8 protein-coding genes are annotated in these 13237 nt (G+C 71.2%); 4 read left to right on the top strand and 4 right to left on the bottom strand.

From position 1 onward, the window contains the following. Positions 1-164 precede the first annotated feature (164 nt). The gene (locus HG543_RS25370) at positions 165-887 is read left to right on the top strand and encodes a YebC/PmpR family DNA-binding transcriptional regulator (protein ID WP_169347436.1); all 723 of its coding nucleotides are present in this window, start codon (positions 165-167) and stop codon (positions 885-887) included. Positions 888-941: 54 nt separating this feature from the next. On the opposite strand, the gene HG543_RS25375 is transcribed toward HG543_RS25370, so the two are convergent. Then, positions 942-5411: a galactose-binding domain-containing protein gene (locus tag HG543_RS25375; protein ID WP_343073430.1), complete on the bottom strand. Its 4470-nt coding sequence runs from the start codon at positions 5409-5411 to the stop codon at positions 942-944. 300 nt (positions 5412-5711) lie between these two features. After that, positions 5712-6368, bottom strand: coding sequence for a peptide-methionine (S)-S-oxide reductase MsrA (gene msrA / locus HG543_RS25380; RefSeq protein WP_169347438.1), 657 nt, complete (start codon positions 6366-6368; stop codon positions 5712-5714). A gap of 125 nt (positions 6369-6493) precedes the next feature. Between msrA and HG543_RS25385 the strand changes: the two genes are divergently transcribed. Further along, positions 6494-8122 carry a Sapep family Mn(2+)-dependent dipeptidase gene (locus tag HG543_RS25385; protein ID WP_169347439.1) on the top strand — a complete coding sequence of 543 codons (1629 nt, stop codon included), beginning with the start codon at positions 6494-6496 and terminating at the stop codon, positions 8120-8122. Positions 8123-8166: 44 nt separating this feature from the next. On the opposite strand, the gene HG543_RS25390 is transcribed toward HG543_RS25385, so the two are convergent. Then, entirely contained in the window at positions 8167-10182 is a 2016-nt protein-coding gene (locus tag HG543_RS25390) for an ATP-binding protein (protein ID WP_343073431.1), read from the bottom strand. A gap of 320 nt (positions 10183-10502) precedes the next feature. Here HG543_RS25390 and HG543_RS25395 point away from each other — a divergent pair, with 320 nt between their 5' ends. Both HG543_RS25395 and HG543_RS25400 read left to right on the top strand, forming a co-directional pair. After that, entirely contained in the window at positions 10503-11465 is a 963-nt protein-coding gene (locus HG543_RS25395) for an ornithine cyclodeaminase family protein (RefSeq protein WP_169347441.1), read from the top strand. Further along, the gene (locus HG543_RS25400) at positions 11462-12832 is read left to right on the top strand and encodes an MFS transporter (RefSeq protein WP_169347442.1); all 1371 of its coding nucleotides are present in this window, start codon (positions 11462-11464) and stop codon (positions 12830-12832) included. Before HG543_RS25395 ends, HG543_RS25400 begins: the two co-directional genes overlap by 4 nt. Before the next feature lie 14 nt (positions 12833-12846). On the opposite strand, the gene HG543_RS25405 is transcribed toward HG543_RS25400, so the two are convergent. Further along, a complete protein-coding gene (locus HG543_RS25405) occupies positions 12847-13086 on the bottom strand; it encodes a hypothetical protein (protein WP_169347443.1) in 240 nt (79 codons plus the stop codon). Between the last annotated feature and the right edge of the window lie 151 nt (positions 13087-13237).

Below are 13237 nucleotides of genomic sequence, written 5' to 3' on the forward strand. Positions count from 1 at the left end.
GTTGTGGGGCGCAGGACACCCGCCGGACCCGGGACGTTGAGTACCGGGCGGCCTGGACGGGGGGGAGGGGAGCGTCACCCGCCCAGGGGCCGGCCATGGCCTGGACGTCAGGAGGGGCCGCGCGGGAGTAGCCACGCGCGTTGCGACCGACCTATACATTCCCCATGGGACGCATTTTCGAGACTCGCAAGGCCACGATGATGGCCCGCTGGAACAAGATGGCGAAGGTGTTCACGCGCATCAGCAAGGACATCGCCATCGCCGTGAAGGCCGGAGGGCCGAACCCGGATTCGAACTCCACGCTGCGCCGGGTGCTCCAGAACGCTCGCGCGGCGAACATGCCGAAGGACAAGGTCGAGGCCGCCATCAAGCGCGCCAGCGGCCAGTCCGGCGCCGACTACGAAATCGTGCTCTACGAGGGCTACGCCCCGCACGGCATCGCGCTGATGGTGGAGACCGCCACCGACAACGTCGTGCGCACCGTGGCCAACGTGCGCATGCACTTCAACAAGTACAGTGGGAACCTGGGCACCACCGGCAGCGTGGCCTTCATGTTCCAGCGCATGGGCGTCTTCCGCCTCAACCCCGAGGGCCTGAATCAGGACGAGCTGGAGCTGGAGCTCATCGACCACGGCCTCCAGGAGATGGGCGAGGGCACCGGCGAGAAGGGCGAGAAGCAGCTCATCATCCGCTGCGCCTTCGCCGACTTCGGCCAGATGCAGTCCGCCATCGAGGCCAAGGGCCTGTCCCCCATCTCCTCGGAGTCCGAGTACGTGGCGCAGAACCTCATCGAGCTGCCCGAGGACAAGGCCAACGAGGTGCTGGAGCTGGTGGACTCGCTGGAGCAGGACGACGACGTCCAGCGCGTCTTCCACAACCTGGGCTGATGAGCCCTCCAGGGGCGGCCGCCATGCGTCACGGCCGCCCCGTGCTTCACCCCGTCACTTCGTGAAGGTGATGGGGCCGTTGGACTGGACGCTGTTGCCCGCGCCGTCCACCGCCCGCACCCGCCAGGTGTGGCTGCCCGCGTTCAGCCCGGTGATGGAGAGCTGCTCGGTGCCCACGCCGTACACCTCGAACTCCCACAGCGAGTAGCCGTAGCCCGTCGCGCGCTGCACGCCGCGCATGCGCACGAAGCGCCCCACGCCGCTCAGGTTGGTGAGGTCGTCCACGCCGCCGTCGCCGGCCGTCTGCGTGGACAGCGACCGCCAATTGGTGGCGCCGTCGACCGACGTCTCCACGACGTACTGCCGGCCGTACGCGGCCTCCCAGCTCAGCCGCACGCGCTTGATGGAGTAGACGTCGCCGAGGTCCACGGTGATGGACTCGGTGTCCGGGCTGGCCGTGTCGTTGCGGCTGGACCAGCGCGTGGTGGGGTTGCCGTCCACCGCGTCGTTGGCGCTGCCGAACTCGTTGGAGGAGGCCACCACGTTGCGCCCCAGCGCGAGGTTCGTCGTCGTGCCCACGTACGCGCGCGGCGTGGCCGTGGGCGTGCGGTCCGTGCCATCCACGTTGAGTACGTACCGCGAGACGCCCGCGCCCACGTCGGTGGTCTGCTCCCAGACGAACGTCGTCACCGCCCCCGGCACCGCCGAGCCCTGCGCGGGCAGCAGCGCCGCGAAGGCCGCGGGCGGCGTGGTGTCATTCATGGTGAAGGTGGCCGTGGCCGACTGGGTGACGCCGCCGGCCCAGTTGTAGGCCTTCACGTACCAGGTGTGCGCGCCGTTGCCGATGCTGACGCTGGTGAGCGAGGCGGACGGGGTGCGCGTCGTGGCCACCGGGAAGGGGCTGCCGTCGAGGAAGACCTCGTAGCGGTGGATGCCCGTCTGCGGGTCGCTGCTCGCCGTCCAGGTGAAGGTGGGCTTCGTCGAAATCGTGGAGCCCGTGGCCGGCGTCTGCAGCGTGAAGGCCGTGGGCGGCGTGGCGTCCACGAGGCCGAAGCCCTGGATGCCCGCGCCGTACTGGAAGAGCGGGTTGCCGTAGATGGGCTGGATGGGCGCGCCCTGGGCAATCTTCTGCCGAATCTCCGCGCGCTGGGCGGCGGTGGCGCCCAGGTCGAAGGGCAGGTCCCACTGCTCGAGCTGGTTGTTCTCCACGTCAGTGCCAATCTGGTCCAGCGAGCGCGGCAACTGCCAGGGGAGCTGGCCGCGCGGGAAGACGTCGCCGAAGAGGACGTCCGCCACGGCCGGGCCACCCGAGTCACCGGGCCGGTACGCCACCAACAGCGCGTTGGTCTGCGGGACGACGTTGGTGAGGATGTACGGGCGCGGGAGGATGAGCACCGTCGTCACCGGGATGTTGCGCGCCTTGAAGCCGGTGATGAGGCCGTACTGGTCTCCCCACTTGGCGTCGTGCGCGGGGCCGATGGGGTCGCCCGGCAGGTAGGGCTTCTCCTTGTCCCACTCGGTGCCGTGGGTGAAGTAGCTCTCGCCCACCACGACGACGGCCGCGTTCGGCGTCACGCCCGCGGGCGCGGCGTCCTTGTAGACGGTGATGCCGGCCTGCTCGGCGCGCTGCTTGATGGCCTGGTAGATGGTGAGGTCGCCGAACTCGGTGCCGTGGAAGTCCGAGCGCCACGTCACCATGCAGGACGGGTCGTCCGCGCGCGGGCCGGCGACGACGAGCGTGGAGCCGGCGGGCAGTCGCAGCGGCAGCGCGCCGTCGTTCTTCAGGAGCGTCATCGCGTTCTGCGCGGCACGGCGCACCAGCGCCTTGTGGCTGGCGGTGTGCCACTCGGAGGTGCCGGCCGGGCCCCGGCGGTACGGGTCCTCGAAGACGCCGAGGCGGAACTTGAGGTCGAGGATGCGGCGCACGGCCGCGTCGATGCGGGCCACGCTGACCTCGCTCTCGAAGCTGCCCATCTGCGTCGGGGTGGCGCCGCCCATGACGTCCGAGCCCGCGTTGGCCGAGCGCGACCACGCGCCCGACGGCAGCCAGTCCGAGCAGATGACGCCGGTGTAGCCGAGCTTCTGGCGGAGGTAGTTGAGGATGCCCGGGTTGTCACCGGCGCCGTAGCCCTCCGGCCCGAGCAGCCAGCTGCCCGCGTAGCCGGGCATGATGCCGCTGGTGCCCGCCTCGATGGCCGCGTGCCACGGACGCATGTGGTAGTGGATGGTGGTGCCGTCGTAGGTGATGCCGGCCTCGCCGCCCGCGCCCTGGCCCGGCCAGTGCTTCGTCGTCACCCAGAGGGAGTGCGGGTTGACTTCGGGGCCGCCCTGCAGGCCCGCGATGAGCGCGCGCGCCATGCCGGCCGCCAGGTCCGCGTCCTCGCCGCCGCCCTCCTGGATGCGCGGGTAGAGCACCTTCGTGCCCACCTCGGCCAGCGGCGACAACGTGCCGCGGCTGCCCACGGCGAGCTGCTCGCGGCGCTGCATGTCACCCAGCTCGTAGACGGTGTCGAGGTCTCGCGAGGCGGCGAGCGCCGGCTGCGTGGGCCAGCTCGTCTTGTAGCCGTGGATGGTGTCGCCCGCGTCGACGTGCGGGATGCCCAGGCGCGTGAGCGCGGAGGCGCGCTGGAAGCTGACGATGTCCTGTGGGCTCAGGGGGCCCATGGTGAAGCCGGCCTCGGGCACCGTCTTCGCGTCGAAGAACATCTGCAGCGCCTTCTCGTGCAGCGTCATGCGCGACATCAGGTCGTTGACGCGAGTGGTGATGGGGTTGTGCCAGTCCTCGTAGGGCTCAATCGTCCCGTTCTTGTTGAGGTCGCGGATGCCGTTGATGAGCGCGACGCCGTCATCCGCGGTCTCCACCACCGGCAGGTAGACGGAGAAGGTGCGCAGGTCGGAGCGGCTGGTGTTGCCGCTCGGGAAGGTGGCGACGACGTACCACTTGTACGTCCAGCGGTCCGGCAGGTCCTGGTCCAGCGTCCACGAGGTGCCCGACGTGGTGGCCATCAGCGTGTAGCGGTCCAGCAGGCCGCCGGGCGCCATCCAGTCGTAGTCGTCGCGGCTGACGTTCAGGTAGACGCGGTAGTTCGTCGCGCCCGTGACGGCCGCCCACTGGAGCGTGGGCCGGCGGGTGTTCGTAATCATCGCGCCGTTGGCGGGCGCGGAGACGGCGAAGGCTCCGGCCACGGGCGGCGGCGCGGGCGCCACGTACGGGTCGGGGATGATGGTGCGGTCGCGCCCATCGGGGCTGGTGCCGGTGGAGAAGATCTCCACCTTCCACTCGGCGCCCTCCACCGCGAGCGTGGAGACGCTCTGCGCGCGCAGCACGGTGCCGGCGTGCGTGGTGACGACCAGCCGGATGTCGGTGTTCGGCGCCGTGGGCGAGAACTGGTTCTTCGACATCGTGACGGTGGTGTTGGGCGGGAAGGTCAGCTCGTAGGTGAAGGGCCCGGGCGGGTTGCGCACGGACGGCGTGGTGCTGCCCTCCTCGGGCGTGGGGGTGATGCTGATGGGGGCGGGCGAGACGTTGATCTTCGCGTACGCCAGCTCGGGGAACATCAGCTTGATTTTCTGGTTCGTGGTCTGCGGGGGCGGGTCGGTCGGGTTGCCGCCGCCGGGGGCGTACACCTCGAAGGACCAGAGCGAGTAGCCGTAGCCGGTGCCGCGCTGGATGCCGCGCATGCGCACGTAGCGGGCGCTGCCGGACACGGTGATGCTCCGTCGGCCCGGGGCGCCATCGGTGATGGTGGGCGCGAGCGCCGTCCAGGTGGCGTCGTCGTTGGAGCCCTCGATGACGTACTGCTTGCCGTACGCGCCCTCCCAGTTCAGCGACACGCTGCCGAGCTGCTGGACACTGCCGAGGTCCACGCGAATCCACTGCGCGTCGGACAGCGCGTCGGAGGACCAGCGCGTGGTGACGTCCCCGTCCACCGCGTAGCCCGGCGCGAGGTGCGCGGCGTTGGCCTCCACGCTGGACGCCGTGGCGGTCCGGCCCTTCGCGAGGTCTCCCGTGGGCGGGGGCGCCGTGCCGCCGTAGATGGCGAACTCCCACAGCGAGTAGCCATAGGCGGGCGCTCCGCGCTCCGTGCCGAGGATGCGGACGTAGCGGCCCGTGCCGCTCACCGTCAGGTCATCCGTGCCGCCGTCGCCGTTGGTGACGGTGCGGATGTCCTGCCAGGTCGCCGCGTCGTTGGACGTCTGGATGATGTAGCCCTTGCCGTATGCCGCCTCCCAGGTGAGCACCACGCGGGCGATGGACGTGCTCTGGCCGAGGTCGACATGAATCCACTCGTTCGGGCCGAAGGCGCTGGCCCAGCGCGTGCCCGGGTCGCCGTCCACGGCGTACTGGCCGGACATCCCGGGGCCGCCTCCCTCCACCGACGACGTCACCGTCGGCCGGCCGAGGGCGAGGTTCACCGTCCCGATTTGCGCCCGCGCGGAGGGAGAGAACAGCGACACCGCCACCACCGCCAGGAACGCGCACACCCGGGCCAGCCATGACCCGAGCGCGTGCGCTCCAGGCACACGAAGAATCGGTACACGCATGGGAAAAGCGGACCGCTGGAGGAAGTGGGAGAGGGGAACTGCCGCTGACTACCGAGGGGAGGCTGCGCCCGAGCGGTCCTTTCCTTTCTGTCCGTGATTCTAATCGTTCGGACAGTGAAGAAAGTCAAACCGAGACGAGATAACGCGGTCAGCCGTGATTTCCGAGTCAACCTGGAACACGCAGGTGACACAGCACGGCTGCACTTGTACCGGGCTGCTATTGAACTCGGGTTGTGGAAGCCCGGGACAGGGTGCGCGCGTCCCGGGCCTCATGAGGCTTCAGGCGCTGACGCCCACGCCCACCGGGCAGCTGACGCCCGTGCCGCCCAGGCCGCAGTAGCCGCCCGGGTTCTTCTCCAGGTACTGCTGGTGGTAGTCCTCGGCGTAATAGAAGGCCGGCGCCGGGAGGATTTCCGTGGTGATGTCGCCGTAGCCCTTCGCCTTCAGCGCGCGCTGGTACGCGTCGCGGCTGGCCTCGGCGGCGCGCTTCTGCGCCTCGCTCGTGTAGTAGATGCCGGAGCGGTACTGCGTGCCCACGTCGTTGCCCTGGCGCATGCCCTGTGTCGGGTCGTGGCTCTCCCAGAACACACGCAATAGCTGCTCGAAGGAGAGCTTCTTCGGGTCGAAGACGACGCGCACCACCTCGTTGTGGCCGGTGAGCCCGCTGCACACCTCGCGGTAGGTGGGGTTGGGTGTCAGGCCCGCCGCGTAGCCCACCGCGGTGCTGTACACACCGGGCGTCTGCCAGAACTTGCGCTCCGCGCCCCAGAAGCACCCCAGGCCGAGCACGACCTCCTCGAAGCCCTCGGGAACCGGGCCCTTGAGCGGCGTGCCGAGCACCTCGTGCTTCGGGGGAACAGGTATCTCCTCCGACCGGCCCGGAAGTGCCTCGTCCGGGGACGGCATCCTCAGTTTCTTGGTGGCGTTGAAGAACATGCCCAGAGGAATAGCGGCCTGCCGTCCGGGTTTCACCCCCAGACGGAGCAGGCGGCCGGGCGGAAGGCGGATGCCCCGTTCCTTCAGTGGGCCGGACCGCCCTCCTGGACTACGGTGCCGCCCCAATGCGCCTCGGACTCACCGCCGCCCTCTGCTGTGTCATCCCCTCCTTGGCCCTGGCCGCGACGAAGGACGCGCGCTGCCAGGGCTCTCCCAAGGCCCGCGCCGCCCGCTTCTCCGAGCAGGCGATGAAGGGCGCTCCCGCCGCCGAGCGCTATGCCGCCTACGTCCAGGCCTGCGCGCTGGACGAGGTCGTGGAGCTGACGAAGCAGCTGGTGCGTTTCAAGACGGTCAGCAGCGAGGCCCCCGCCGCCAAGAATCCGGGCATCGCCGCCATGGGCCGCTTCCTGCAGAAGTGGGCGAAGGCGCACGGCATGGCGTACCGGGCCGTGGGCAACAACGACGTGTTCGAGCTGTCCTGGGGCGACGGCGCGCCGCACCTGGGGCTCGTCTTCCACGGTGACGTGGTGCCCGCCCCCGCGCACGAATGGAAGAAGCCGCCCTTCGAGCCCTACGTGCAGGACGGCCGCCTCTACGGCCGCGGCGTGGAGGACGACAAGGGCCCCCTGGCGCAGGCGCTCGTGGCGCTCGACTTCGCGCGGCAGCTGGGCCTGAAGCCCGCGCAGGGCCGGGTGCTCGTCATCGTCGGCAACGGCGAGGAGAGCGACTGGACGCCGATGAGCCAGTACGCCAACACCCAGCCCAAGCCCACGCACGTCATCTCCGTGGACTCCAACTACCCCGTGGTGGCCGCGCAGTCCGGCTTCGTCGCGTGGGCGCTCGAGGCCGCCGTGGGCGAGCCCTCGAAGGACGCCAGCGCCACGCTGCGCGCGGTGGACGTCAAGGGCGGCGAGTTCCTCACCCAGGTGCCCGGCGCCGCCATGCTGAAGCTCATGCCGTCGGCGGGCCGCACCGTGGAGCAGGCGCTGGCCGAGGTGCAGGCCGCCGTGGCCGCGGAGAAGGCCGCGCGCCCCGGCCTCCAGGCGGAGGTGAAGCGCGAGGGCGACGCCGTGGTGCTGTCCACGCAGGGCAAGGCGGTGCACGCCTCCATCGCCGACGAGGGGCACAACGCGATGTGGGACCTGGCCGCCGTGGCCGCACGCCTGCCGCTGGAGGACGACGGCGTGTCCGCCATGCTGCGCGTCGTGGCCCGCCGCTTCGATGGCGACCACCACGGTAGGAAGCTGGGGCTGGCCTACGAGGACAAGGAATTGATGGGGCCGCTCATCGTCGCGCCCACGGTGCTGCGCGTGACGGAGGGCAAGGTGACGCTGGGCATCAACATGCGCCGGCCGCGCGGGCTGGACGCCGCTGTCTTCAACGCCGCGCTGGACAAGGCCGCCGCGCAGGTGGACGAGGACAGCGGGGGCCGCGTGCACGAGGGCGCCGAGCGCTACGTGGGCGACCCGCACGTGGCGGACACGTCCGGGACGCTCGTCACCACGCTGCTCGACATCTACAAGCGCCACCGGAAGGCGCCGGACGTGAAGCCCACGTCCGTGCGCGGCGGCACCTACGCGCGCCTGTTCCCCCGGGGCGTGGACTTCGGCCCCGCCCTGCCCGGCGAGACGTACACCGGCCACGCGCCGGACGAGTCCATCTCGCTGGAGAGCCTGCACGCCGGCACGCGCATGCTGGCCGAGGCCGTGCACACGCTGGCGCTGACGCCCGCCGCGCCCGCGGCGAAGAAGTAGCCCGAGCGCTCGCATGGAAAGAGCCCCGGCCGTCGCGGCGGGGCTCACCTGCTGGCGCGCGTGCGGGGCCAGTGCACGGTGAAGGTGGTGCCCTCGCGCGCGGTGGAGCGCACCTCCACGCGGCCACCGTGTACGCCGGCAATCTGGCTGACGATGTAGAGCCCCAACCCCAGGCTGCGCGTCTTCTTCGCCGGGTCCTTCGGGGCGCTGGTGGCCTTGAACGGGTCGAAGATGCGCGCCATCAGCTCGGGGGGAATCGGCTCGCCCAGGTTGTGCACCTCCAGCACCACCTCCGCGGGCTCGCCTCGGACGGTGGTGCGCACCGGCACACCCTCCTGCCCGTGCTGGATGGCATTGGCCACGAGGTTGCCCAGCACCTGCGTCACGCGGTCCGGGTCCCACTCCCCCCACGTGTCACCGTGGGCCTCGAAGACGAGCTGGCGCTCCGGGTGGCTCACCTGCAGCTCCTCCAGCGCGGCCTGGCACACCTCCGCGAGGTTCATCCGTTGGCGGGACACGGGGATGCCGCCGCCCAGCCGGCTGCGCGCGAAGTCGAGGATGTCGTTGATCATCCGCCCCATGCGCGCGGTGGCCTTGCGGATGCGGTCCACGGCGCGCCGCTCCGGCGGGCCCCACTCCTGCGCGCGCGCGAGCTGGAAGGCCGAGGCGCCAATGGCGTTGAGCGGGTTGCGCAGGTCGTGCCCCAGCACCGCGAGGAGCTGCTCGCGGAAGTCCACCGCGCGCTGGAGCTTGGCCTCGGTCTGCTTGTGCTCGGTGATGTCCACCAGGGTGCAGCCCAGGCCCAGCAGCTCGCCCGTGGGCGTCTTCACGGGGTGGTAGCTCACCTGGTACACGCGCGGCTTCCGGGTGGCGCCGACCGACGAGGTGAACTCGTGGGCGCGCACCGGCTCGCCCGTCTCCATCACGTGGCGCACCAGGGGCTCCAGGACCTGGAGCGTCTCCTTCAAGGCGAACTCGTGCAGGGTGCGGCCCAGCTGGGCCTCGACGGGGACGCCGGTGATGTCCGCCATGGCCTGGTTGGAGCGCAGCACGCGAAGGTCCAGGTCCATGAAGGCCACGCCCAGGGGCATGGCGGCCAGCAGCGCGTCGAGCTGCGCCAGCGAGCGCTGGGCCTCCACGCGCGCGGCGCGCTCGCGGGCCTGAAGCCGCGCCTGTACGAGGTATGCGGTGGCGCGCTGGGCGATGGTGCGGAACAGCAGCGTGTCCGGCTCCGCGAAGAGGAAGGCGGTGCGCGAGGCCATGTACGCCACGCCCAACAGGCGGTCCTCCTCCATGAGCGGCACCCCGTACAGGGCGCGCAGCCCCGGCGCCTTGAGGGCCCGCAGCACCACGCGCGGGTCCGTGGACGCCGAGCGCAGCGCCAGCGGCTTGCGGTGGGTGGCCACCTGGCCCATGAAGCCCTCGTCCCACCCGAGGGAGCTGCCGAGGGCCTTGTCCGCGCCCAGGCCCACTGCGGCGCGCACCACGAGCCGCTCGTCCTCCAGCATCAGCATGGCCGCCGCGTCCACCGCGAGCGCGGACTCCATCAACACGCTGAGCAGCCGCGACAGGAGTGTGTCCACGGAAGGGCCGTCCAGCGTGGCCTGCGACATGCGGTCCAACGCCTGGAGGATGCGCTGACGGGCCTGGGAGAAGCACGTCATCGTCCGGGTCACCACCCGGTCGAGCGCCTCCTCCAGCCGCTCCAGCTCGCCCGGCGCCAGCGTGCGCGGCTCCGACTCCAGGCGGCGCAGCACGCACTTGCGCAGGAGCGCGTACTCGGACGCCACCTCGCCCAGGTCGAAGCCCTGGTCCAGCCGCTCCAGTGCATGCTCGTCCCAGAGCGCGGTGCCCATGCCCTCGGGGCCGTGTTCGATGGTCTCCGCCAGCGCGATGAGCAGTTCCGGCATGTGGTCCATCAGCCAGGAGTGCCGGTCCGAGTGGTCCGCGTGGAGCGCGTGCATCGCCTGCTCCCAGTCCGCCAGAATCTCCTGGCGGTGGGCACGCAAGAAGTCCGCGGCGCGGAGCGTCCTGTCTCCGTCCGGACCTTCTGTGTTCACGGGCCGTGAATCCGGCTCCAGCATCAGCGACCTCCCAAGGCCCTGCCCGCCTCTACCGCCCCACCCGCTTCAATGGTGGGCACGATGGCGCCAGGATGCCGTCCTCCCGCGGTGGGAAGCAGGTGCGGCCTTTTGGAGGCGCCGCGCGGGGCCTTCGCCGTCCGGGCCCCCGGTGCACTGCCCGCCCGGGTTGGCCGCCTCTCCCCGAGGGGTGACGCACCTTCGTCCAATTGCCGCATCGTCCACCGGCGGGCGCTTGCCGTGCGGACGTGCACGGGAAGCTGGGGGCGAGCGCGAGGGGGCGTTAGGTTGGACGGAAGATGCGCACCCTCCTGCTGACCCGCTCCGATGTGTCCCGCAACCTCCAGGCGCCCACCCTGCTGGAGGACATGCGCGAAGCCTTTCGCTCCGATGCCCTGGCGCGCACCGTGGCCCCGCAGCGCGCGCGTGCGTCCCTGCATGCCCAGGGCACCGCGATGGTGCTGTTTCCCGGCAGCCTGCCCGGCATCCCCGCGTACACGGTGAAGGTGCACGCGAAGTTCCCCGCGCAGACGCCGGCGATTCAAGGCGTGGTGCAGTTGCATGACCTGGGCACCGGGGCGCTCATGGCCGTCATGGACTCCGGGCACCTGACGGCGGTGCGCACGGGAGTGACGGGGGCGCTCGCGGCGGACGTGCTGGCGCGGCCGGACGCCAGCCGCGTGGCCCTCATCGGCGCGGGGCGGCAGGCGGTGCTGCAGCTCAAGTCGCTGCGGCTGGTGCGCTCGCTCGACCACGTGCGCGTCTTCGACACGGAGCCGGCGCGCGCGCTGGCCTTCGCCACGCGCATGTACAACGAGGTGAACCTGCCGGTGCGCCTGGCGGACTCGGTGGCGGAGGCGGTGGAGGACGCGGACATCGTCATCACCGCCACGTGGAGCCGTCAGGCCTTCCTGCACCCGGGCATGGTGCGGCCGGGCACGCACATCATCACGCTGGGCTCGGACGAGCCGGGCAAGGCGGAGGTGGCCGCGGAGCTGTTGCGGCAGGCGTTCCTCGTGGTGGACCACCGGGCGCTGTGCGTCGCGGGCGGCGCGGTGGGCGGCGCGGGGCTGGGCGAGGACGCCATCCAGGCGGAGCTGGGCGAGCTTGTCGCGGGCATGAAGCCGGGGCGCACGTCGGCGGAGCAGGTGACGGTGTTCGCCCCGGTGGGGCTGCCCTTCCAGGACCTGGCGGCGGCGTGGCACGTGTACCAGGCGGCGCAGGGCGACGACGCGGTGCAGACGCTGGACTTCGGCGCATGAGGGTCGCCTGGGACGCGTTGCTGTCGCGCATGGGGCTCACCCGGCCGGAGCTGCGCGCGTGGGCGCTGTACGACTGGGCCAACTCCGCCTACGTCACCACCATCATCGCGGTGGTGTTCCCGCTGTACTACGCGTCCGTGGTGTCGGAGGGGCTGCCGCGCGAGGTGGCCACCAGCCGCTATGCCACCTCCACCGCCGTGGCGCTGGGCGCGGTGGCGGTGATGTCGCCGGTGCTGGGCGCGCTGAGCGACAGGGCGGGGCGCATCAAGGCGCTCCTGGGGAGCTTCCTCGTGCTGGGCGTGCTGGCCACGGTGGGGCTGTCCCTGGTGGGGCGTGGGGACTGGCAGGTGGGGCTGGTGCTCTTCGGCCTGGGCAACGTGGGCGTGGCGGGCAGCATCGTCTTCTACGACGCGCTGCTGCGGCACATCGCGCGGGACGACGAGCTGGACCGGGTGTCCACCGCGGGCTACGCGCTGGGCTACCTGGGCGGAGGGTTGCTGCTGGCGGCGCAGCTGGTGGTGCTATTGCAGCCACGGTGGTTCGGCCTGGCGGACGCGGCTGCGGCGTCTCGCGCGACGTTCCTGTCCGTGGCGGTGTGGTGGGCGGTCTTCTCGGTGCCGCTGTTCCTGCGGATTCCAGAGCCGGCGGTGATGGCCCCCGCCGGAGCGCGCCGGGTGTCGCTGCGCGGCACCTTCACGCAGCTGGCGGAGACAGCGCGCGGGCTGCGCCAGCACCGGCAGGCGCTGCTGCTTCTGGTGGCGTACCTGCTCTATAGCGACGGCATCGGCACCATCATCCGGCTGTCCACGCTGTACGGGACGGAGCTGGGCATCGGCCGGGGCGCGCTGATTGGGGCGCTGTTGCTGACGCAGACGGTGGGGGTGCCGTGCGCGGTGCTGTTCGGCCGGGGCGCGGCGAAGGTGGGCGCGAAGCCGGCGCTGATGCTGGCGCTGGCGGTGTACGTGGGGGTGACGTTCCTGGGCTACTTCATGCGCTCGGCGGTGCACTTCTTCGCGCTGGCGCTGCTGGTGGGCATGGTGCAGGGCGGAAGCCAGGCGCTGAGCCGCTCGCTGTTCGCGCAGATGGTGCCGAAGGACCGGGCGGCGGAGTTCTTCGGCCTCTTCAGCGTCTTCGAGAAGGTGACGGCGGTGGCGGGCCCGCTGGTGTTCGCGGCGACGGTGGAGCTGACGGGCTCCAGCCGGCAGGCGGTGCTGTCGCTGCTCTTGTTCTTCGGCGCGGGCGCCGCGGTGCTGTGGCGCGTGGACGTGGAGGCCGGCCGGCGCGCGGCGCGCGAAACGGAGGCCCGCGCGGGGTGGAGCGAGGCGCCGCTGGCGGCCGGCGCCCCGGAGGAACCTCGAGGCGGGTGAGGTTGGGGCTGGCGTCAGTGCTGGATGGGCACCTCGCGTGGCGCGGAGAAGAGACTGTCGCGCCCGTGGTTGAGCACCACCTCGCCGTGAATCACCTCGCGCACGTCCTCCAGCGACACGGCGAAGTCATGGCGGCGGATGAAGCCCTTCTCCACGATGAGCTCCTTGTCGTTCATGTCGATGATGCGGCCGATGGTGTGGCCATCGTTTCCGCGCACCTTCATTCCCTTGTGGATTTCCGACCGGTCGAACATCGCTCCAGCTCCCCGGGGCCAGTGAGGTAGGGGGCCCCGGGGAAAAGCTGCCGAGAGCCTCTCCGAGACGCAGCGGGCGGACGGCGCGGCGCTCCCGCGGATTGCCTCGCGGGTGCGTGGCGGCGGATGGCCCCGCTCATTCCCCGCGCTC

The organism is Pyxidicoccus fallax (genome assembly GCF_012933655.1).
Taxonomy (GTDB): domain Bacteria; phylum Myxococcota; class Myxococcia; order Myxococcales; family Myxococcaceae; genus Myxococcus; species Myxococcus fallax.